At 60.1% G+C, this 22,765-nt stretch carries 17 protein-coding genes; 4 read left to right on the forward strand and 13 right to left on the reverse strand.

Features of this window, described 5'->3' with window-relative positions:
- Positions 1-42 precede the first annotated feature (42 nt).
- The 5 genes from ACZRN6_RS26505 to sdhC all read right to left on the reverse strand — a co-directional run bounded on the left by ACZRN6_RS26505 (position 43) and on the right by sdhC (position 6,369).
- Positions 43-2,874, reverse strand: coding sequence for a 2-oxoglutarate dehydrogenase E1 component (locus tag ACZRN6_RS26505; RefSeq protein WP_322146480.1), 2,832 nt, complete (start codon positions 2,872-2,874; stop codon positions 43-45).
- A gap of 263 nt (positions 2,875-3,137) precedes the next feature.
- Complete coding sequence (locus tag ACZRN6_RS26510) at positions 3,138-3,842, reverse strand: succinate dehydrogenase iron-sulfur subunit (protein ID WP_076015224.1); 705 nt, start codon at positions 3,840-3,842, stop codon at positions 3,138-3,140.
- 11 nt (positions 3,843-3,853) lie between these two features.
- The gene (gene sdhA, locus ACZRN6_RS26515; RefSeq protein ID WP_322146482.1) at positions 3,854-5,629 is read right to left on the reverse strand and encodes a succinate dehydrogenase flavoprotein subunit; all 1,776 of its coding nucleotides are present in this window, start codon (positions 5,627-5,629) and stop codon (positions 3,854-3,856) included.
- Between the two features lie 3 nt (positions 5,630-5,632).
- Complete coding sequence (sdhD, locus tag ACZRN6_RS26520) at positions 5,633-6,001, reverse strand: succinate dehydrogenase, hydrophobic membrane anchor protein (RefSeq protein WP_003210573.1); 369 nt, start codon at positions 5,999-6,001, stop codon at positions 5,633-5,635.
- The gene (gene sdhC / locus ACZRN6_RS26525) at positions 5,995-6,369 is read right to left on the reverse strand and encodes a succinate dehydrogenase, cytochrome b556 subunit (protein WP_008433998.1); all 375 of its coding nucleotides are present in this window, start codon (positions 6,367-6,369) and stop codon (positions 5,995-5,997) included. Before sdhC ends, sdhD begins: the two co-directional genes overlap by 7 nt.
- Before the next feature lie 363 nt (positions 6,370-6,732).
- Between sdhC and gltA the strand changes: the two genes are divergently transcribed.
- Positions 6,733-8,022 carry a citrate synthase gene (gene gltA / locus ACZRN6_RS26530; RefSeq protein ID WP_003210575.1) on the forward strand — a complete coding sequence of 430 codons (1,290 nt, stop codon included), beginning with the start codon at positions 6,733-6,735 and terminating at the stop codon, positions 8,020-8,022.
- Positions 8,023-8,355: 333 nt separating this feature from the next.
- On the opposite strand, the gene ACZRN6_RS26535 is transcribed toward gltA, so the two are convergent.
- The 3 genes from ACZRN6_RS26535 to ACZRN6_RS26545 form a co-directional block, all read right to left on the reverse strand.
- Entirely contained in the window at positions 8,356-10,014 is a 1,659-nt protein-coding gene (locus tag ACZRN6_RS26535; protein ID WP_322146491.1) for a cation acetate symporter, read from the reverse strand.
- Complete coding sequence (locus ACZRN6_RS26540) at positions 10,011-10,322, reverse strand: DUF485 domain-containing protein (protein WP_322146493.1); 312 nt, start codon at positions 10,320-10,322, stop codon at positions 10,011-10,013. The genes ACZRN6_RS26535 and ACZRN6_RS26540 overlap by 4 nt, the downstream gene beginning before the upstream one ends.
- A 239-nt stretch (positions 10,323-10,561) precedes the next feature.
- On the reverse strand, positions 10,562-11,413 hold the full coding sequence (locus tag ACZRN6_RS26545; protein WP_464009220.1) for a glycine betaine ABC transporter substrate-binding protein: 852 nt from the start codon (positions 11,411-11,413) through the stop codon (positions 10,562-10,564).
- Positions 11,414-11,743: 330 nt separating this feature from the next.
- Here ACZRN6_RS26545 and ACZRN6_RS26550 point away from each other — a divergent pair, with 330 nt between their 5' ends.
- Positions 11,744-13,297 carry a glycoside hydrolase family 17 protein gene (locus tag ACZRN6_RS26550; RefSeq protein ID WP_464009221.1) on the forward strand — a complete coding sequence of 518 codons (1,554 nt, stop codon included), beginning with the start codon at positions 11,744-11,746 and terminating at the stop codon, positions 13,295-13,297.
- Positions 13,298-13,384: 87 nt separating this feature from the next.
- Here ACZRN6_RS26550 and ACZRN6_RS26555 read toward each other — a convergent pair whose 3' ends face one another.
- Positions 13,385-13,753: a hypothetical protein gene (locus ACZRN6_RS26555; protein ID WP_322146497.1), complete on the reverse strand. Its 369-nt coding sequence runs from the start codon at positions 13,751-13,753 to the stop codon at positions 13,385-13,387.
- A gap of 235 nt (positions 13,754-13,988) precedes the next feature.
- On the opposite strand from ACZRN6_RS26555, the gene ACZRN6_RS26560 reads away from it, so the two are divergent.
- Both ACZRN6_RS26560 and ACZRN6_RS26565 read left to right on the forward strand, forming a co-directional pair.
- A complete protein-coding gene (locus tag ACZRN6_RS26560) occupies positions 13,989-15,287 on the forward strand; it encodes a serine protein kinase PrkA (RefSeq protein ID WP_010166231.1) in 1,299 nt (432 codons plus the stop codon).
- Positions 15,280-16,068, forward strand: a complete 789-nt coding sequence (locus ACZRN6_RS26565) for an MlaA family lipoprotein (protein WP_322146500.1) — start codon at positions 15,280-15,282, stop codon at positions 16,066-16,068. The genes ACZRN6_RS26560 and ACZRN6_RS26565 overlap by 8 nt, the downstream gene beginning before the upstream one ends.
- 159 nt (positions 16,069-16,227) lie before the next feature.
- Here the strand turns inward: ACZRN6_RS26565 and ACZRN6_RS26570 are convergent, their stop codons facing one another.
- The 4 genes from ACZRN6_RS26570 to ACZRN6_RS26585 form a co-directional block, all read right to left on the reverse strand.
- Positions 16,228-17,211, reverse strand: coding sequence for a GlxA family transcriptional regulator (locus ACZRN6_RS26570; RefSeq protein WP_322148728.1), 984 nt, complete (start codon positions 17,209-17,211; stop codon positions 16,228-16,230).
- 34 nt (positions 17,212-17,245) lie between these two features.
- Positions 17,246-18,151: a DUF808 domain-containing protein gene (locus ACZRN6_RS26575; protein WP_322146507.1), complete on the reverse strand. Its 906-nt coding sequence runs from the start codon at positions 18,149-18,151 to the stop codon at positions 17,246-17,248.
- A 67-nt stretch (positions 18,152-18,218) separates the two neighbouring features.
- Entirely contained in the window at positions 18,219-19,643 is a 1,425-nt protein-coding gene (locus ACZRN6_RS26580) for an efflux transporter outer membrane subunit (RefSeq protein WP_464009222.1), read from the reverse strand.
- Positions 19,640-22,765, reverse strand: coding sequence for an efflux RND transporter permease subunit (locus ACZRN6_RS26585; RefSeq protein ID WP_464009255.1), 3,126 nt, complete (start codon positions 22,763-22,765; stop codon positions 19,640-19,642). The genes ACZRN6_RS26580 and ACZRN6_RS26585 overlap by 4 nt, the downstream gene beginning before the upstream one ends.

A 22,765-nucleotide genomic window follows, 5' to 3' on the forward strand; every position in this document is an offset into this window, starting at 1 on the left:
TCTGTGGGTCCTTAAAATTCGGTTTCAGTCAGCACGAAGGCGTTAAACAGTGAAAGCATCTTGCAGCAGTTTTTCCTGCTGCTCGGCGTGCATCGACGCATAACCACACGCAGGTGCAGCAGAAGCATCACGACCGGCGTACTCCAGGCCCAGGGCCTGTTTGTGGTTGCCGATGCTGCGACGCAGATGATGCTGGCTGCTGTACCACGCGCCCTGGTTCATCGGTTCTTCCTGACACCACACCACGTTGGTGAGGTTGGTGTAAGGCGCGATGGCCTCCATCAGGTCGTCTTCCGGGAACGGGTAAAGCTGCTCGATCCGCACGATGGCGATGTCTTCACGGCCCTCGCTACGGCGTTTTTCCAGCAAGTCGTAGTAGACCTTGCCGCTGCACAGCACCAGGCGGGTGACCTTGGCTGCGTCCAGCGTGTCGATTTCTGGAATAACGGTCTGGAACGAACCGTCGGCCAGATCTTCCAGGGTCGAGATGGCCAATTTATGACGCAACAGCGATTTCGGGGTCAGCACTACCAGCGGCTTGCGCAGCGGGCGGATCACCTGGCGACGCAGCAAATGGTAGATCTGGGCCGGGGTAGTCGGCACGCACACCTGGATGTTGTGCTCGGCGCACAATTGCAGGTAACGCTCCAGACGGGCCGAGGAGTGCTCCGGACCCTGGCCTTCATAACCGTGTGGCAACAGCATGGTCAGACCGCACAGACGGCCCCACTTGTGCTCGCCGCTGGTAATGAACTGGTCGATAACCACTTGGGCACCGTTGGCAAAGTCGCCGAACTGGGCTTCCCAGATCACCAGCGCCTGAGGCGTGGTGGTCGAGTAACCGTATTCGAACGCCAGTACGGCTTCTTCGGACAGGAACGAATCGTACAGGTCGAAACGTGGCTGGCCTTCGTACAGGTTCTGCAACGGGATGTAGGTGCCCGCGTCTTTCTGGTTGTGCAACACCGCGTGACGGTGCGAGAACGTACCGCGGCCGATGTCCTGGCCGGTCATGCGGATCGGGTGACCTTCGAACGCCAGGGTCGCGTACGCCATGGTTTCAGCGTAACCCCAGTTGATCGGCAGGCCGCCGGCTTGCATCTTCTGACGATCTTCGTAGATCTTCGCAACCTGGCGCTGTACAACGAAACCGTCTGGAATTTCCAGCAGCTTGGCCGACAGTTCCTGCAGGGTTTTCAGATCGAACGAGGTGTCGTGACGCGCAGTCCAGGCGTGGCCCAGGTACGGGCGCCAGTCAACGAACAGCTCTTTGTTCGGCTCTTTAACCAGGCTTTTCACTACGTGCAGGCCGTTGTCCAGCGCGTTGCGGTATTCATCGATCTTCGCCTGAACACGTGCATCGTCCACCACACCGGCCTTGGTCAGGCTTTCGGCGTACAGCTCACGGGTGGTGCGCTGCTTGGTGATTTGCTGGTACATCAACGGTTGGGTGCCGCTAGGCTCATCCGCTTCGTTGTGACCGCGACGACGGTAGCAGACCAGGTCGATGACCACGTCACGCTTGAACTGCATGCGGTAATCAATGGCCAACTGGGTCACGAACAACACGGCTTCCGGATCATCACCATTCACATGGAGAATCGGCGCCTGGATCATCTTGGCAACGTCGGTCGCGTACTCGGTAGAGCGCGCGTCCAGCGGGTTGCTGATGGTGAAGCCCACCTGGTTGTTGATGACGATGTGAACGGTACCGCCCGTCTTGAAGCCGCGAGTCTGCGACATCTGGAACGTTTCCAAGACCACGCCCTGACCGGCGAATGCCGCGTCACCGTGGATGGAAATCGGCAGGACCTTCTCACCGGTTGCATCGTTACGACGATCCTGGCGCGCACGTACCGACCCCTCGACCACTGGAGAAACGATTTCCAGGTGGGATGGGTTGAACGCCATGGCCAGGTGAACTTCACCGCCGGTGGTCATTACGTTGGACGAGAAGCCCTGGTGGTATTTAACGTCACCGGAACCCAGCTCGACCTTCTTCTTGCCCTCGAACTCGTCGAACAGCTCGCGCGGGTTCTTGCCGAAGGTGTTGACCAGCACGTTCAAACGGCCACGGTGGGCCATGCCGATCACGATTTCCTTGGTGCCGTAGGAACCGGAACGCTGGATCAGCTCGTCGAGCATCGGGATCAGGCTTTCGCCGCCTTCCAGGCCGAAACGCTTGGTGCCCGGGTATTTGGTGCCCAGGTATTTTTCCAGGCCTTCCGCTGCGGTGACGCGCTCGAGCAAATGGCTCTTGACGTCTGCAGACAGCACCGGGCGCCCACGCACGCCTTCAAGACGGTGCTGGAACCAGTGGCGCTGCTCGGAATCGGTGATGTGCGTAAATTCAGCGCCGATGGTGCGGCAATATGTCTGCTGCAACGCTTCGTGAATTTCGCGTAGGCTCGCTTCCTCTTTGCCGATGAACAGGTCGCCGGCACGGAAGGTCGTATCAAGATCGGCATTGGTCAAGCCGTAATGATTGATCGACAGGTCTGCAGGTGCAGGACGCTGCCACAGCCCCAGCGGGTCAAGCTGGGCTGCCTGGTGGCCACGCATACGGTAGGCCTGGATCAGTCGCAGTACTTCAACTTGCTTCTTCTCGTGCTCACTGCTCACGCTCCCGGCGGAAACCGGTTGAGCGCGGCGCTGGTTCTTTGCCAGCAGCACGAACTGATCGCGAATTGTTGCGTGCGATACATCGGTGGCAGCGTTGCCGTCTGAAGACAACGTCTGAAATTTGGTGCGCCATTCTTCTGGCACAGCGTTAGGGTCGTGCAGGTAGAGCTCATAAAGCTCTTCCACATAGGCAGCGTTACCACCTGAAAGATAGCCGCTGTTCCACATGCGCTGCATCACGCTTTCTTGCATGCTTGGTCACCCTCGATTTGGGGACACCACCGGCGAAAACACCGAGTTTGCTTGCAAAAGGCCAAGTGCAGCGACCAAAACAAGCCACTTAGGATCACGCTGATAGTTCGGGTACCAACCCGAATGCCCCTGCTTGTCTCATTTCTTCAAAATAAGAGCCGCGGCTTTGTAAGTCGCTGCTCAAGTTAAAACTACGGCGCCGGTTGAAGCCTGCGCCGTAGCATCTACGGGCACAACGGTCCTGCTTTTTACGACAACGTCAGTTACACGCCGCTTTGCAGCAGCATGCTACGTACGTGACCAATGGCCTTAGTCGGGTTCAGGCCTTTTGGACATACGTTGACGCAGTTCATGATCCCGCGGCAGCGGAATACGCTGAACGGGTCATCCAGCGAAGCCAGACGCTCGGCAGTCTTGGTGTCACGGCTGTCTGCCAGGAAGCGGTACGCTTGCAGCAGGGCAGCTGGGCCCAGGAACTTGTCGGGGTTCCACCAGAAGGACGGGCAGGAGGTCGAGCAGCAAGCGCACAGGATGCACTCGTACAGACCGTCCAGCTTCTCGCGCTCTTCTGGAGTCTGAAGACGCTCGATGGCCGGGGCCGGAGTGTCGTTCAGCAGGAATGGCTTAACCTTTTCGTATTGCTTGTAGAAGATGCTCATATCGACGACCAGGTCACGGATAACCGGCAAACCTGGCAGTGGACGAACGATCAGCTTGTTGCCTTTAACCACGGCAGACAGCGGCGTGATGCACGCCAGGCCGTTTTTGCCGTTGATGTTCATGCCGTCGGAACCGCAAACACCCTCGCGGCAAGAGCGACGATAGGAGAAACCTTCGTCCTGCTCTTTAACCAGGGCCAGTACGTCCAGCACCATCAGGTCTTTACCACCGGTATTGACCTGGAATTCCTGCATGAACGGCGCGGCGTCCTGATCAGGGTTGTAGCGATAAACACTGACTTTCAACATATCGGCCACCCTTAATAAGTCCGAATCATTGGTTCAAACGTAGGGACTGTTTTTGGCGAGAAGTTCACGGCACGTTTAGCTACGCGCTTGTCACCCGGGAAGTACAGGGTGTGGCACAGCCAGTTAACGTCGTCGCGTTCTTCGAAGTCTTCACGGGCGTGGGCGCCGCGGGACTCTTTGCGAACTTCTGCAGCGATGGCAGTTGCTTCAGCCACTTCCAGCAGGTTTTGCAGCTCAAGGGCTTCGATACGAGCGGTGTTGAACGCCTGGCTCTTATCGTTGATCTTGACGTTGGCGATGCGCGTGCGCAGGTCAGCCAGTTGGGCGATACCTTTTTGCATGTATTCGCCGGTACGGAACACACCGAAGTAGTTCTGCATGCAGCTTTGCAGTTCTTTGCGCAGGGAGGCAACGTCTTCGCCGTCGGTACGCGAGTTCAGGCCATCCAGACGTGCCAGGGCAGCGTCGATGTCGGACTGGCGTGGACGAGCGTAATCAACGCCTTCCTTCAAGGTCTGTTCCAGGAACAGGCCGGCGGCACGACCGAACACCACCAGGTCGAGCAGCGAGTTGCCGCCCAGACGGTTGGCACCGTGAACCGATACGCACGCCACTTCGCCTACTGCGAACAGACCAGGGATGATCTGGTCGACGCCGTCGGCGTCCTGGGTGATCGCCTGGCCATGAATGTTGGTGGCAACGCCGCCCATCATATAGTGGCAAGTTGGAACAACCGGGATCGGCGCAACAGCCGGGTCAACGTGAGCAAAGGTCTTGGACAATTCCATGATGCCTGGCAGACGGCTGTGCAGCACTTCTTCACCGAGGTGATCGAGCTTGAGCATCACGTGGTCGCCATCAGGACCACAGCCGTTACCGGCGATGATCTCTTTAACCATGGAACGGGCTACAACGTCACGACCGGCAAGGTCTTTGGCGTTCGGAGCATAACGCTCCATGAAACGCTCGCCGTTCTTGTTGATCAGGTAACCACCTTCACCACGGCAACCTTCTGTAACCAGTACACCGGCGCCGGCGATGCCGGTCGGGTGGAACTGCCACATTTCGATGTCCTGTACCGGGACGCCTGCACGCAGGGCCATGCCGATACCGTCACCGGTGTTGATCAGGGCGTTGGTAGTAGACGAGTAGATACGGCCTGCACCGCCGGTCGCCAATACGGTGGCGTTAGCCCGCACGTAAGAGGTTTCGCCGGTTTCGATGCAGATAACGATCATGCCTACAAAGGCACCGTCTTCGTTCTTCACCAGGTCGACACCATAGTATTCGTTGAGGAATACGGTGCCGGCCTTCAGGTTGGCCTGGTACAGGGTGTGCAACAGCGCGTGACCGGTACGGTCAGCTGCGGCGCAGGTACGAGCGGCCTGGCCACCCTTGCCGAAGTCTTTGGACTGGCCGCCGAACGGACGCTGATAGATGCGACCCTGCTCGGTACGGGAGAACGGCAGACCCATGTGTTCCAGCTCGAAGACCGCTTCCGGGCCTACGGAGCACATGTATTCGATAGCGTCCTGGTCACCGATATAGTCGGAACCCTTGACGGTATCGTACATGTGCCAGCGCCAATCATCGTTTGGATCGGCAGAGGCGATGGCGCAGGTAATGCCACCCTGGGCCGAAACGGTGTGGGAACGGGTCGGGAACACCTTGGTGATCACGGCAGTCTTGTGACCGCCCTGGGCCAGTTGCAGCGCAGCGCGCATGCCGGCACCGCCGCCGCCAATGATGATGGCGTCGAATGAAAGCGTATTAACTGTGTTAGCCATGAATCAGATACCCCAAAGAATCTGCACACCCCAGACGAAGTAAGCGAACATCGCAACGCCGCATACCGCCTGGAAGAGAAACCGTACTGCTGTCGCGGACTTGCCCAGCGCCATTGGCGTGAGGTAGTCGGTCGCGATGGTCCACATGCCAACCCAGGCGTGAGCGCCCAGGGCTACAAGGGCCAGCAGACTGAAAATGCGCATCCCGTTGTGAGCGAACAGGCCGTGCCATTGGGCGTAGCCAATGCCAGGGTTCGCCGCGAGGTACCCGATCAGGAAAATGAAATAAGCCGCGAGAACAACCGCAGACACACGTTGCGCCATCCAGTCATAGAGGCCCGAACGCGACAGGTTCGTAACGCTGGTTACCATATCCAAACTCCCGCCAGAACGATCAGCACCACGGAAATGGCGATGACGATTTTCGAGCCCAGCTTGCCGCCTTCCAGCGTCTCACCGATACCCATGTCCATGATCAAGTGGCGAATACCGGCCACAAGGTGATAAAGCAGAGCGGACAGGAGGCCCCAGGCGACGAATTTGGCCAGCGGACTGGTCAAGCATGCCTTCACCTCGGCGTACCCTTCTTCCGAACCCAGGGATTTGCTCAATGCATAAAGCATGATGCCCAGGCCAAGAAACAGGATGATGCCGGATACACGGTGCAGGAATGACGTTACGCCGGTGATGGGGAGTTTGATGGTCCTTAGGTCTAGGTTTACAGGTCGTTGGCTATTCACGGCTTTTTTTCACACTGAAGAGCCCCTAACAATCAGGGCAAAGTTGTTGGGGAGTGCACTGGTCAGGTAACCACCACCCAGGGAGTGCGACCCCCATCAAAACGGGCCCAAAAGCCCCTGGCGGTCGGAGGCCGAGTATAGACAGTTAGGCAACTAATGACAACGCGCACTCCTCACCCTAATAGCGCATTGCGCTGGCGGCATAAAAGGCGTAAATGGCAGGTAATTTCGAGGAAAAAGTACGGTTAAAGCCTTCTGGAGCAAGACTTTAGGCAAATTGACATCTGAATTTATCTCACTATAGTGGTGCGGGCCCTGCGTGGGGGGTCTGTCTGATGATTTGAAGCATAAATAGGAGGCCACATGGCTGACAAAAAAGCGCAGTTGATCATCGAGGGCGCAGCCCCCGTCGAGCTGCCCATTTTAACCGGCACCGTTGGTCCCGATGTTATCGACGTACGGGGCCTGACGGCCACGGGCCGTTTTACCTTCGACCCAGGCTTCATGTCGACCGCCTCATGCGAGTCGAAGATCACCTATATCGACGGTGATAACGGTATTTTGCTGCATCGCGGCTACCCGATCGAACAGCTTGCTGAACAGTCGGACTACCTGGAAACCTGCTACCTGCTGCTTAATGGCGAATTGCCAACAGCTGAACAAAAGGCCCAGTTTGTCAGCACCGTGAAGAACCACACCATGGTTCACGAGCAGTTGAAGACCTTCTTCAACGGCTTCCGTCGCGACGCCCACCCGATGGCCGTCATGTGCGGCGTAGTCGGCGCCCTGTCGGCCTTCTATCACGACTCCCTGGACATCAATAACCCGCAGCATCGCGAAATTTCCGCGATCCGCCTGGTTGCCAAGATGCCTACCCTGGCCGCAATGGTTTACAAGTACTCCATGGGTCAACCCATGATGTACCCGCGCAACGACCTGACGTACGCGGAAAACTTCCTGCACATGATGTTCAACACCCCGTGCGAGATCAAACCGATCAGCCCGGTACTGGCCGCGGCGATGGACAAGATCTTCATCCTCCACGCCGACCACGAACAGAACGCCTCGACGTCTACCGTACGTCTGGCAGGTTCGTCGGGTGCCAACCCGTTCGCCTGTATCGCCGCCGGTATCGCCGCACTGTGGGGCCCTGCCCACGGCGGTGCGAACGAAGCCGTATTGACCATGCTCGATGAAATCGGCGATGTCTCGAACATCGACAAGTTCATCGCCAAGGCCAAGGACAAGAACGATCCGTTCAAGTTGATGGGCTTCGGTCACCGGGTCTACAAGAACCGCGACCCGCGCGCTACCGTGATGAAAAAGACCTGCGACGAAGTGCTGAAGGAACTGGGCATCAAGAACGATCCGCAACTCGAACTGGCCATGCGCCTGGAAGAGATCGCCCTGACCGACCCGTACTTCATCGAACGCTCGCTGTACCCGAACGTCGACTTCTACTCGGGGATCATCCTCAAGGCGATCGGCATTCCAACCAGCATGTTCACCGTGATCTTCGCCCTGGCGCGGACCGTGGGCTGGATCTCCCACTGGAAAGAAATGCTCTCCAGCCCGTACAAGATTGGCCGCCCGCGCCAGCTGTACACCGGCTACGAGTCGCGTGACATTACCAAGCTGGAAGACCGCAAGTAAGCAGTTAGCTGCCTGGTTGCACTGAAAACGGCCTCCCTGGTGGAGGCCGTTTTTATTTGTGCCAGATTTGTGCCGAGGAGCTTTGTAGTGAGGGGGCTTGCCCCCCGCTGGAGTGCGTAGCGCTCCCAGGATCTTGGGGCCGCTTCGCAGCCCAGCGGGGGACAAGCCCCCTCACCACAGCAAGTCCCCTCACCACAGCAAGCCCCCTCACCACAAACAAGCCCCCTCAACACAGAAGCCCACCAGGCAGGCAATCAGCCATAAAAAATGCCCCAGTCTCTCGACCGGGGCATTTTTGTCAGTGCAGCTTATACAGCTATCTCGATACAACCCTTAGTGAGAAACCGCCCCACTTGCGCCCAACCCCGTTTGCGAACGCACAAACTGCGGGAAGTACAGCGCACGTTCCTTCTCTGCCGCCGCCGACTTGTCGGTGATGGAGAAGAACCAGATACCGACGAACGCAATGATCATCGAGAACAGCGCCGGGTATTCGTAAGGGAAAATCGCCTTCTCATGGTGCAGGATCGAGACCCAGATGGTTGGACCAAGGATCATCAGGCCAACGGCACTGACCAAGCCCAACCAGCCACCAATCATTGCGCCGCGGGTGGTGAGGTTTTTCCAGTACATGGAAAGCAGCAGCACCGGGAAGTTACAGCTGGCGGCAATGGAGAACGCCAGGCCGACCATGAACGCGATGTTCTGGCTTTCAAACAGGATACCCAGACCAATGGCCAGCACTGCCAGGGCGATAGTGGTGATCTTCGATACACGAATCTCATCCTTCTCGTTGGCCTTGCCTTTCTTGATCACGCTGGCGTACAGGTCATGGGACACCGCCGAAGCACCCGCCAGGGTCAAACCGGCAACCACTGCCAGGATGGTGGCAAACGCCACGGCCGAGATGAAGCCCAGGAAGATACTGCCGCCCACCGCGTTGGCCAGGTGCACCGCCGCCATGTTGTTACCGCCGAGCAAGGCACCTGCAGCATCCTTGAACGCCGGGTTGGTGCTGACCAGCAGGATCGCGCCGAAGCCGATGATGAAGGTCAAAATGTAGAAGTAGCCGATGAAGCCAGTGGCATACAGCACGCTCTTGCGAGCTTCTTTCGCGTCACTCACGGTGAAGAAGCGCATCAGGATGTGCGGCAGGCCGGCGGTACCGAACATCAGTGCCAGGCCGAGGGAGAACGCCGAAATCGGGTCTTTTACCAGGCCGCCCGGGCTCATGATCGCTTCACCTTTAGGGTGAACCTTGATCGCCTCGGCAAACAGCATGTTGAAGTCGAAGTTGACGTGCTTCATCACCATCAGCGCCATGAACGAGGCACCGGACAGCAGCAGAACCGCCTTGATGATCTGCACCCAGGTGGTCGCCAGCATGCCGCCGAACAACACATAGAGGCACATCAGGATGCCTACCAGGATTACCGCAACGTGGTAATCAAGGCCGAACAGCAGTTGGATCAGCTTGCCCGCGCCGACCATCTGCGCGATCAGGTAGAACGCCACCACCACCAAAGAGCCACAGGCCGACAGGCTGCGGATCTGGGTTTGCCCCAGGCGGTAGGACGCCACATCGGCAAACGTATATTTGCCCAGGTTGCGCAGGCGCTCGGCGATCAGAAACAGAATAATCGGCCAGCCCACCAGGAAGCCGATCGAGTAGATCAGGCCGTCGTAGCCGGAGGTGAACACCAGCGCGGAAATCCCCAGGAAGGACGCTGCCGACATGTAGTCGCCGGCAATCGCCAAACCGTTCTGGAACCCGGTGATCTTGCCGCCAGCCGCGTAGTAGTCGGCCGCCGACTTGTTGCGCTTGGACGCCCAGTAAGTAATGCACAAGGTCGCGCCGACGAAAGCCACGAACATCAGGATCGCTGCAATATTCAGCGGTTGTTTATGCACTTCGCCGGTCAATGCTTCCGCCGCCCAAACAGCGGGTGCAAAGACCGAAGCACCGAGTACAGCCAATAGACGACGGATCATTGCGCAGCCTCCTTGAGAATCGCATTGTTCAGGTCGTCAAATTCGCCGTTGGCGCGTCGTACGTAGATTGCGGTAAGGATAAAGGCTGAAACAATCAGCCCGACCCCAATCGGGATTCCCCAGGTAATAGACGAACCGGGGCTGATCTTGGCCCCCAGTATTTGTGGCCCATAGGCAATCAGAAGAATGAAAGCGGAGTAAAGCCCTAGCATGATCGCCGAGAGAATCCAGGCGAACTTTTCTCTTTTACTGACCAGCTCCTTGAAACGCGGGCTGTTTTGAATCGAGAGGTAAATGCTGTCGTTCATTGTTTTTATCCTCGCAGCACAGCTTTTTATTATTGGAACATATCCACTGTATGCGGCTGAGGAACAGGTTCCAGACGACCTTAGTAGTAGAAGGAGTGTAGCGAGGGATATTGAAGGCGCAGGAATAACTGCGGGGGCAAAATAATGTGGGAGCCGAACTTGCCTGCGATGGGATCACCTCGATACATCAGGTGCACCGAGGCGTCTGCATTGCAGGCAAGCCAGCTCCTACAAGAGACTTACTTAGCGGTCCACTCGGCGACACGTTCAGGGTGCTTGGCCACCCAGTCCTTGGCCGCTGCTTCAGGTTTGGCGCCTTCTTGAATCGCCAACATCACTTCGCCGATTTCATCCTTGGAGGCCCATTGGAATTTCTTCAGGAACGCCACGACTTCCGGGGCTTTCTTTTCCAGGCCTTTGCTGCCGATGCTGTTGACGGTCTCAGCAGCACCATAAATTCCTTTTGGGTCATCCAGGAAACGCAGTTTCCACTTGGCGAACATCCAGTGTGGCACCCAACCGGTGACCGCAATGAATTCCTGTTTGTCTTCGGCACGGGTCAGCTCGGCGATCATTGCCGCGCCCGAACTGGCTTGCAGCTTGTAGTCCAGGCCATAGGCCTTGATCGCTTCGTCGGTCTTGAGCATCACGCCTGAACCGGCGTCGATGCCGACGATTTTATTCTTGAAGGTGGTATCGGTCTTGAGGTCTTCGATGGATTTGGCTTTCACGTACTCAGGCACGATCAGGCCAATCTTGGCGTCCTTGAAGTTGGGCCCGTAGTCGACCACCTTGTCCTTATTTTTGGTCCAGTATTCACCGTGGGTCACCGGCAGCCAGGCGGAGAGCATGGCGTCGAGTTTGCCGGTGGCCACGCCTTGCCACATGATCCCGGTGGCCACCGCTTGCAGTTTCACGTCATAACCGAGCTTTTGCTTGATCACTTCTGCCGCAACAAAGGTGGTGGCAACGCTGTCCGACCAGCCATCCACATAGCCGATGCTCAGGGTTTTGCTGTCGGCGCTGGCCAGTGTGGAGCTCATCGCAACTACCAGCGTGGCAGCTGCGCCCAAGAGTCGTCGCATCTTCATAGTGCTTCCCCGAAAGTGCTGCGCCCGGCGGATGCCGAGCGACGTCAACCTGTTGTTATGTGGTGCACCGCGCCCCCTTCACGCGCATCGATCATGCGGGTGCCTCATCAGTGGAGGGCTGACACTTCGATAATCAACCTGCTGCCACAAGCGACCTGCTCTGACTGCGACCTCAGGTAAGCAAGAAACGACATCACATCGCCAGCAGGCCGATTTGTAGGAGATTGACCGACGATCCCGCCCGAACTTTGCATGTCAAAATTATGCGGCCCCACTGGGACGGCACAAATCCGGGTAAGATGCGCGCCTTTGCCCCCAGACGGCCTGATCATGCCCGCGACTGCACGCTTCCCGCTCCTGCCCTATTTATTTGCCCTGATCCTCGGTGTGCTGGCCCTCGGCGGCTACTGGTATGGCCTTGGCCAACCGGTGGTGCTGCCGGACGTGGCCAGCGCCAGCCACAAGCTGCAATGTGCGTCCTATACGCCGTTCGACAAAGACCAATCGCCGTTCGACCAACCGTTCACCCTGCGCCCCGAGCGCATGGACGCCGACCTCGCGTTGCTGGCCACCCGTTTTGAATGCATTCGCACCTACTCCCAGACCGGCCTTGAAGACCTGCCGGAACTGGCGCGCAAACACGGCCTGAAACTGATGAGCGGCGCGTGGGTCAGCAGTGACCCGGTGGCCACGGCCAAGGAAGTCGATGCACTGATCGCTTCGGCCAACGCCAACCCCGACGTCGTCACCTCGGTGATCGTGGGTAACGAAACCCTGTTGCGCAAGGAAGTCACCGCGGCGCAGTTGGTCAAGTTGATCCAGCAGGTCAAAAGCCAGATCAAGCAACCAGTCACCTACGCCGATGTGTGGGAGTTCTGGCTGCAACACCCGGAAATCGCCCCGGCGGTGGATTTCCTGACCATACACTTGCTGCCTTACTGGGAAGATGACCCTTCGGGCATCGACCAGGCACTCAAGCATGTGGGCGACGTGCGCCAGACCTTCGGCAACAAGTTCGCCCCCAAGGACGTGATGATCGGCGAGACCGGCTGGCCGAGCGAAGGCCGCCAGCGGGAAACCGCGGTGCCGAGCCGGGTCAACGAAGCGAAATTCATGCGCGGGTTCGTGGCCATGGCCGAGGCCAATGGCTGGCACTACAACCTGATTGAAGCGTTTGACCAGCCCTGGAAACGCGCCAGCGAAGGTGCGGTGGGGGGTTACTGGGGTTTGTTTGATGCAGATCGCCACGACAAGGGCGTGCTGGCCGGCCCGGTGACCAATGTGCCGTACTGGCCGCTTTGGCTGGGGGTTGGCGGGATTATCCTGCTGGGCACCCTGGCCCTGGGTGGCCGCGTGCGCAGCACCCGTGCAGCGTTGTTGTTGCCCTTGCTGGGCGCAGTGGCAGCCTGCTCGATCGGCACCTGGGCCGAACTGAACCGGGTAACGGCGCGTTTCACCGATGAGTGGGTGTGGGCCGGATTGCTGGTGGCCCTGAACCTCGCCGTCCTGGCCCACGCCGCGCTGGCCTTGAGTGCACGGGAAGGTTGGCGTGAACGTGCCTTCAATTGGCTTGAGCAGCGCGCCGGCTGGCTGGTGGCAATCGCCGGGTTTGCCGGTGCCGTGATGATGCTGGCGCTGGTGTTTGACCCGCGTTATCGCAGCTTCCCGAGTGCCGCGCTGGTGCTGCCGGCGCTGGTGTACCTGGTGCGTCCGGTGAGCGGGCTGCGGCGGGAGATCGCGCTGCTGGCGTTCATCATCGGTGCCGGCATTGCGCCGCAGCTGTACCGCGAAGGGTTGATGAACCAGCAGGCGTGGGGTTGGGCGGTAGTGAGCCTGCTCATGGTTGCAGCGTTGTGGCGTTGCCTGCGGGTGCGCAAGGCTTAAGCCCGCTATCGCAGGCAAGCCAGCTCCCACATTTGAACTGTGAACACGGTCAAATGTGGGAGCTGGCTTGCCTGCGATGAGGCCCTGTCAGGCTGCCCGAGGCGCCCTGACCAACCGCAGTCCCGCAATCACCACCGCAAACACCGCAAAGGTCGTGTTGTACAACGCCAACGCCGGAAACCCGAACACCAGCGCCAACACAGCCAACCCCCATCCGACGCGTCCCGGCACAAAAAACGCCAGCACCGATGCCACCAATGCCGCCCAGCCCATCACCTTGAAGTGAATCATCAATCCCAGGTTGGAACGCACCTGGCATTCCCAGCGGCTGGCTTCGTCAGCACAGATGCCCACCCAACGGCCGTCTTCCATGAATCCATAACGCGCACCATAACTGGCGGCCAGCCAAAGCGGCAGGGCAATAAGCAACAGCATCAGCGAAAAACGGCGGGACATGGGGCACTCCGATAGACGAAAACGGCGCCCAGCTTAATCCCCCGGCAGCCGTTGGCAAGGCTTGGTAACAGATAAGTATTCATTGGAGCGTGCCAAAGTGTATCGTCTGGCTACTATTACCCCGATTCCGACGTTTTTTCCGACTTTTAGTGCCGAGGGCTGGCACTTCGGCAGCAACGCGGTGGTCATAGCCTGCGAACTCCATTCAGCACGTTTTCCTCTTAGGGATTTAGTCATGCTCCGTTCCTTGCGCTGTGCGGCCCTGTTGGGCAGCCTTTTTCTAAGTGCGTCAGCACTGGCGGTCGATATCGACCAGGCCAGCTATGGCTACCCTTTGACCAACCCGTTTGAAGCAACCATCGCCACCACCCCGCCGAACCTGCGGCCGGAACTGCCGTCGGACGATGAAATCAATCAGTCCGACTACACCCTGACGATGCGCCCCGAGCGCGAGTTCAGCCTGCCCGACAACTTCTGGGCCGTGAAGAAACTCACCTACCGCATCGCCAAGCAAGACCGCGCCGCGCCACTGATCTTCCTGATCGCCGGCACCGGCGCACGCTTTGACAGCACCATCAACGAATACCTGAAAAAGCTCTACTACAAGGCTGGTTACCACGTCGTCCAGCTGTCGTCCCCCACCAGCTTCGACTTTATCGCCGCCGCCTCGCGCTTCGCCACCCCCGGCATCAGCCAGGAAGACGCCGAAGACATGTACCGCGTGATGCAGGCCGTACGTGCGCAAAACCCGACGCTGCCCGTGACCGACTTCTACCTCACCGGCTACAGCCTCGGCGCCCTGGACGCAGCTTTCGTCAGCAAGCTGGACGAAACCCGTCGCAGCTTCAACTTCAAGAAAGTCCTGCTGCTGAACCCGCCGGTCAACCTCTACACCTCCATCACCAACCTCGACAAGCTGGTACAGACCGAGGTCAAGGGCATCAACAACAGCACCACCTTTTATGAGCTGGTGCTGAACAAGCTGACCCGCTACTTCCAGCAAAAGGGCTACATCGACCTCAACGATGCCCTGCTCTATGACTTCCAGAATTCCAAGGAACACCTGACCAACGAACAGATGGCGATGCTGATCGGTACCTCGTTCCGCTTCTCGGCGGCCGACATTGCCTTCACTTCAGACCTGATCAACCGTCGCGGCCTGATCATCCCGCCCAAGTACCCGATCAGCGAAGGCACCAGCCTCACGCCATTCCTCAAGCGTGCGCTGCAGTGCGACTTCGACTGCTACCTCACCGAACAGGTGATCCCGATGTGGCGCGCCCGTTCCGACGGCGGCAGCCTGTTGCAACTGGTCGACCAGGTCAGCCTGTATGCCCTCAAGGACTACCTGCACGACAGCCCGAAAATCGCCGTCATGCACAACGCCGACGACGTGATCCTGGGCCCGGGCGACCTTGGCTTCCTGCGTAAAACCTTCGGCGATCGCTTGACCGTCTACCCCCTGGGCGGCCATTGCGGCAACCTCAACTACCGCGTCAACGCCGACGCCATGCTGGAGTTCTTCCGTGGCTAAATATCTTTTGCTGCTCGCCGCCCTGATGTGCGCGGGCGTGGCCAATGCCGACAACAGCAAGGCCCACACACCAACCGTGGTCGACTCCGATGGCTTCAAGGAACCCCTGAGCCACCTCAAGTTCAACCCCGGCCTGGACCAGCGTGAGTTCGAGCGTTCGTCGGTCAACGCCCTGAACGTCTACGACCCGTTGGAGTCGTGGAACCGCCGGGTCTACCACTTCAACTACCGCTTCGACCAGTGGGTGTTCCTGCCGGTGGTGGACGGTTACCGCTACGTCACCCCGAGCTTTCTGCGCACCGGCGTCAGCAACTTCTTCAACAACCTGGGGGATGTGCCCAACCTGTTGAACAGCCTGCTGCAGCTCAAGGGCCATCGCTCCCTGGAAACCACCGGGCGCCTGCTGCTCAACACCACCCTCGGCATCGCCGGCCTGTGGGACCCGGCCACCGCCATGGGCCTGCCGCGCCAGAGCGAAGACTTCGGCCAGACCCTGGGCTTCTACGGTGTACCGGGCGGCGCCTACCTGGTGCTGCCGCTGTTTGGTCCCTCGAACCTGCGAGACACTACCGGCCTGCTGGTGGACTACGGTGCCGAGACCGAGGTCAACTTCCTGAACGTGTCCAAGGTCAGCGAAAACCACCCGGAAATCTGGGCCCTGCGCGCTGTCGACAGGCGCTACCAGACCAGCTTCCGCTACGGCCAGATGAACTCGCCGTTCGAGTATGAAAAGGTGCGCTACGTGTACACCGAGGCGCGCAAGTTGCAGATCGCCGAGTAGCCTTCGGCGGGTTCCTGTAGGAGCTGTCGAGCCCCAGCGAGGCTGCGATGGGATCACCTCGGTGTACCTGTTGCACCGCAGCGATCCGATCGCAGCCTCGCTGGGGCTCCACAGCTCCCACATTTGATCTTCAGTGCCTTCTGAACTGGCCGTGTTCAGCTATTTGACCAGGCGCTTCTCTTTGGACGGCCTGTAGCCAAAGTACGCGCTGTAGCACTTGCTGAAATGACTCGGCGAGACAAACCCGCAAGCAACCAGCACGTCCACCTGGGAAAGCTCAGTGTGTTGCAGCAACCGGCGGGCTTCGGTGATGCGCAGTTCCAGGTAATAACGCTGCGGCGTGGTGCCAAGCTGTTCCTTGAACAAGCGCTCCAACTGCCGCCGGGAGCGGCCCGCATACACCGCCAGTTGCTCAAGCTCCAGAGGCTCTTCGAGGTTGGCATCCATCAGGTTGACCACCTCGCGCAACGGCGCGCTCAAGCAGATATTTTCCGTCGGCTTGACCCGCCGGTAGCGCGACTCTTCAAACGCCAGGATGTCCTCGATGCCCTCCACCAACGCCTTGCCGTAGAGCCCCTTGATCCAGTCCAGCGCCATATGAAACGCCCCCGACGGGCTCGATGCCGTCAGCCGGTCGCGGTCAATCACATACGGCTCACTGCTGACCTGCGTCGCCTTGCAGAAATCGGCCAGGGCCGGGCGATGTTCCGGGTGCACGGCGCAGCGGTAGCCACCCAGCAAACCTGCACGCCCCAGGAACCATGCCCCATTCCACAACCCGGCCAGGCTCACACCCTGCTCCGAGGCGCTTTTGAGCAGGTGGACGAATTCTTCGCTGGCCTTGAGTTCGGTGCGGTAGCCACCGCAAATCACCAGCAGGTCCAATTCTTTAAGCACCGAAGACTCAAGCCGCGCATCGGGCCGAATCACAAGGCCCAGATCGCTGGTGACCTCTCCTTCCTGCAAGCCGAAGGTCGAGGTAGAAAACGACGCAGGCCGCAGCAGGTTCGCGGTGATCAGCGTATCCAGCGCCTGGGTGAACGCAGGCAGCGAGAAATGCTCGAGCAACACAAATCCCGCACGCACCGTTTGACGAGCTTCACCGGGTTTTTCATTCAGGTAACGGAGGTTCTTGCCTTTCATGCCCCCGCTGAATTGCCGTCGTTCGATCAAGTGCCTACGCCCTCGCCCGTTTCCAGAGCTTACCCGCCACACTGACAACCGCCAGGACCACGGCCCCGGCAATGATTCCCGCCACCGCATTAAGCAACGTCGGCACCAGCCACGCCAGGCCACCGGTACTCTGGCTCACCGTCTCGATCCAGTGATGCACCACCGGCACACCATGGGTCAGGATGCCGCCGCCGACCATGAACATCGCCGCCGTGCCGATCACCGACAGGCTTTTCATCATGTAGGGCGCCGCCCGCAAAATCGCCGCGCCAATGCTGCGCGCTGCCTGGCCGGGCTTTTGGGTCAACCACAGGCCCAGGTCATCGAGTTTGACGATGCCGGCCACCAGGCCGTAGACGCCGATGGTCATGACGATGGCGATGCCCGACAGCACGATCACTTGCTGCATCAGCGGCGCATCGGCCACGGTGCCGAGGGTGATGGCGATGATTTCGGCAGAGAGGATGAAGTCGGTACGGATCGCGCCCTTGATCTTGTCCTTCTCGAAGGCCACCAGGTCTGTGGCCGGGTCCGCCACGGCTTCCACCAGGTGTGCCTGCTCTTCGGTGCGCCGGTGCAAAAAGGTATGCGCGAGCTTTTCGAAGCCCTCAAAACACAGGTAAGCACCGCCCAGCATCAACAACGGCGTGACCGCCCACGGCGCAAACGCGCTGATCAGCAAGGCGGCGGGTACCAGGATCAGCTTGTTGACGAACGAGCCCTTCGCCACCGCCCACACCACCGGAATTTCTCGCTCGGCGCGCACCCCGGAGACTTGCTGGGCATTCAGCGCCAGGTCATCGCCCAACACGCCGGCGGTTTTCTTCGCGGCCATCTTGGTCATCAACGCCACATCGTCGAGCACTGCGGCGATATCGTCGATCAATACCAGCAAACTGCTTCCTGCCATGGCTCGGGCTTCCCGTGATTCAAAGTGCGCCGAGAATAACGCGGTGCACACCGGGTTAGCGAGCCGTTCAGTGCCGAGGGGTTTGCCACCCGCCGCCAAGGCTCTGGATCAACGCCACACTGCCCTGGCTGAGTTGGCCCTGGGTATCACGCAGGTTTTGCTCGGCTTGCAGCAACACCAGTTGCTGGGTCAGTACATTCTCCTGGCTGACGGTGCCGGCGCGCAGTTGCGCCTCCTGGCTGCCGAACAGTTGCTGGTTGCGCTGATACACCTGCTGGAAGGCGTCGGCCTGGGTTTGCAGATGGTTGATCGCCGACAGGTTGTCTTCGACGTTTTGCAAGGCACTAAGCACGGTGCCCTTGTAGGTCGCGGCGATCTGGTCATAGCTGGCCTCGGCCTGCTTGACCGCCGCTTCACGGGCGCCGCCATCAAACAGCGTTTCCGCCAGCGCCGGGCCCAGGGTCCAGATCCGGTTGGGCAGCGAGAACAACCCGCCCAGGGCGCTGCCGCGATAGCCGACTTCGGCGGTGAGGTCCAGGGTCGGGAAGAATGCAGCTTCAGCCACACCGATTTTGGCGTTGGCCGCCGCGGCCGAACGCTCCGCCGCCACCACATCGGGACGCCGCTGCAACAGGGTCGAGGGCAAGGTCAAAGGGGGGCGCGGCAGCACAAAGGTGTAGTCATCCCGCGCCGCCACGGCAAACTCGCTGGGCGCCACGCCCACCAGCACGGCCAGCGCGTGTTCGTATTGTTCACGGTCGCGCAGCGAAGTCTGCAGGTCGGCAATCGAGGTGGTCAGTTGGTCCTGGGCCACCAGCAACTGGTCGTTGGTGGCGACGCCCTGGGTGAACTGCACCTGGATCATGTCGAGCAACTTCTGGTTGATGGTCTGTTGCTGTTGCAGCAGGCGCACATCGATATCCATCTGCCGCAGGGCGAGGTAGTTGCTGGCCACGCTGGAACTGATGGACAGCCGCACCCCAGCCAGCAATGCATCCGATTGCTGGGCCGTGGCCTGGCTGGACTCTATCCCGCGCCGCACCAGGCCCCACAGGTCCGGCTCCCAACTGGCGGTCAAGGTCGCGCTCACACTGTTCGAGACCCCGCCCGAAGTGGTGGTGGTGGTCGTCGACGTGCTACTGCCGCTACCTGCCGAACCCCGTGAACCCGACAACCCTACGCCGACGGTAGGCCACAACCCGGCCCGGCTCGACGCCACCTGCGCCTGGGCCAAACGGTAAGCCGCCTCGGCCGCGATGATCGATTGGTTGGCCTTGGACGAGCGCGCCACCAGGTCGTTCAGCACCGGGTCCTGATAGGCCAGCCACCATTGGCTGTCCATCGCCCCTTGGGGGTTGGCCGCCGCGCGCTGCCACTGGGCGCCTTCCTTGAAGGTCTGCGGCAGCTCCATGGCGGGCTTCTGGTAATCGGGCCCGACCATGCAGCCGCCGAGCAGCAGGCTGATGCAAAGTACGCTGTATTTCACGTTCATAACCTTGCTTCCTTACGCCGACCCAGGCGCTGTGACGCCCGGTCGAGCCACAGGTAGATCACCGGGGTGGTGTACAGCGTCAGCACCTGGCTGAACAGCAGGCCACCAATAATCGAAATCCCCAACGGCCGGCGCAGCTCCGAACCATAGCCGGTGCCGAGCACCAGCGGCAGTGCGCCGAGGATCGCCGCCAGGGTAGTCATCATGATCGGTCGGAAGCGGATCAGGCACGCCCGGCGAATCGCTTCCTTGGCCGTGAGGCCGAACTCCCGCCGCTCGGTGATTGCAAAATCAATCATCATGATCGCGTTTTTCTTCACGATGCCGATCAACAGAATCACCCCCACCAGGGCAATGATCGACAACTCGGTGCCGGTCAGCAGCAAGGCAATCAACGCGCCGACGCCCGCCGAAGGCAAGGTAGAAAGGATGGTCAGCGGGTGCGTCAGGTTTTCATAGAGGATGCCCAGCACGATATACACACACAGCAGCGCAGCGACGATCAGCAACGGCTCGCTGGCCACCGACGACTGGAACACCTGGGCCGTGCCGGCAAACTGGCCGACCACACTGGCCGGCATGCGCAGCTGCTTCACCGCATCGTCGACCATCGCGGTGGCCTGGCCGATGGACGTGCCGGGGGCCAGGTTGAATGAGACCGTTACCGCCGGGAACGTGCCCTGGTGGCTGATGGAAATCGCGGTGCGCGCCACCGTGTTATCCGCCAGTGCCGAGAGCGGCACCAGAGTTTGCGAAGTGCTCAGGTTGGGCGCCACCGTGGTGCCTTTGGTGGCGGTGGCCTGGGTGCCCGTCGGCACATAAATACCCTTGAGCGCCGAAGGGTCGGTCCAATACTCCGGGGCGATTTCCATCACCACGTGGTACTGGTTCGCCGCGCGGTACAAGGTCGCGACCTGGCGCTGGCCAAAGGCGTCGTACAGCGTCTGGTCGACCGCCGAGACACTCACCCCGAGGCGCGCCGCCGTGTCGCGATTGATCTGCACATTGGCCAGCAGGCTGTTGTCTTGCTGGTCGGTATTGAGGTCGGTCAGTTGCGGCAATTTACGCAGCACCGCCACCACCTTGGGCACCCATTCATCCAGCGACTCCTGGTCATCGGCGGTCAGGGTGTATTGGTATTGCGCGCCACTTTGCCGGCCGCCCACGGTGATGTCCTGGGCCGACTGCAAATACAGCTTGGTGCCCGGCAGGTCGCCAAGGCTGTGGCGGATCTGGCCGATGATTTCAGTGGCGTTGTCGTTGCGCTCGCCCAGCGGCTTGAGCAGCACAAACATCTGTGCGCTGTTGACCGCCCCGCCACCCCCTCCGCCACCGCCGACAAACCCGGCCACGGTTTCGATGTTCGGGTTCTTCATCACCTTGCGGTTGATCTCGGTGAAGTCCTTTTGCATCGCCCCGTAGGAAATGCTCTGGTTCGCCAGGATGCTGCCCTGCAAGCGCCCGGTGTCTTCCTGGGGGAAAAAGCCCTTGGGCACCAGCACGTACAACACGCCGGCGAGCACGATCACCAGCACCGTCACAAAACCCATCAGCACCGTGTGGTCGATGACCCAACCGAGGGTGCGATCGTAGAAACGGTGAAAGCGTGAGTCCGGGTGTTCGTTGCCTTCGTGTACTTCCTTCGGTGCGCGCAGCAGCACGCTGGCAAGCATCGGCGTGACGGTGAGCGAGATCAGCATCGAGATCACGATGGCCACCGACAACGACACCGAAAACTCGCGGAACAGCCGCCCGACAATCCCGCCCATCAGCAGCAGCGGAATAAACACCGCCACCAGCGACACGCTGATGGTCAGCACCGTGAAACCCACCTCCTGGGCGCCGGCCAGCGCGGCCTCGACCCGGGTCTTGCCGCGCTCCAGGTGGCGCATGATGTTTTCCACCACCACAATCGCATCGTCCACCACAAAGCCGGTGGAAATGGTCAGCGCCATGAGGGACAGGTTATTCAGGCTGTAACCGAGGAAGTACATTGCGCCAAAGGTGCCGAGCAACGACAGTGGCACCACAATCGCCGGCACCAGGGTGCTGCGCCAGTCGCGGAAGAAGCCGAACGTCACCAGGGTCACCAAGAGGATCGACACCAGCAACGTGATCTCGACGTCATGCAGCGAGGCGCGAATGGTGGTGGTGCGGTCCATCAGCAAGTTGAGCTTGATCGTCGCCGGAATCGAGCTTTGCAGAAACGGCAGCGAGGCTTTCACCGCGTCCACCGTCTCGATCACGTTGGCGCCCGGCTGCTTGAACACCACCAGCAACACCGCCGGCTTGCCGTTGGACAGGCCGAAGTTGCGCAGGTCCTGCACGTCTTCGCGCACGTAGCCAAGGTCGGAAATATGGATCAGGTCGCCGTTGTGCGCCTTGACCACCAGCGGCCCGTAGTCTTCCTCGTTGAGCAACTGGTCGTTGGCGGCGATGCCGTAGTTGCGGTCGCCAATCGCCACATTGCCCTTGGGCAGGTTGACGTTGGAGGCGTTGATCACCTGGCGCACCTGCTCCAGGCTGACGCCGTACTGGTTGAGTCGGTCGGGGTTCAACTCCACCCGCACCGCCGGCAGCGCGCCGCCGCCCACGGTCACGTCGCCGACGCCGGTGGTTTGTAACAGCCGCTGCTCCAGCAGGGTCGAGGCCACGTCATACATCTGCCCCGGCGTGGCGCTGTCGGAGGTCAGGCTGATGATCAAAATCGGCGAATCCGCCGGGTTGACCTTGCGGTACGTCGGGTTGCCGGACAGGTCACTGGGCAGGTTGCTGCGCGCCGCATTGATCGCCGCCTGCACGTCGCGGGCGGCGCCGTCGATGTCGCGGTTCAGGTCGAACTGCAGGATGATCCGTGCCGAGCCGAGGCTGCTGGACGAAGTCATCTGCGTGACCCCGGCGATCTGCCCGAACTGGCGCTCCAGGGGCGTTGCCACTGAACTGGCGACCGTGGTGGGATCGGCGCCGGGCAACGAGGCACTGACGCTGATGGTCGGGAAGTCCACCTCCGGCAGCGGCGCCACCGGCAGCAGCATAAAGGCCAGCGCGCCAAACAGCGCGAGGCCGGCTGCCATCAACGTGGTTGCAATCGGGCGGCGAACGAACGGCGCGCTGAGGTTCAT

Source organism: Pseudomonas sp. A125 (assembly GCF_055409485.1).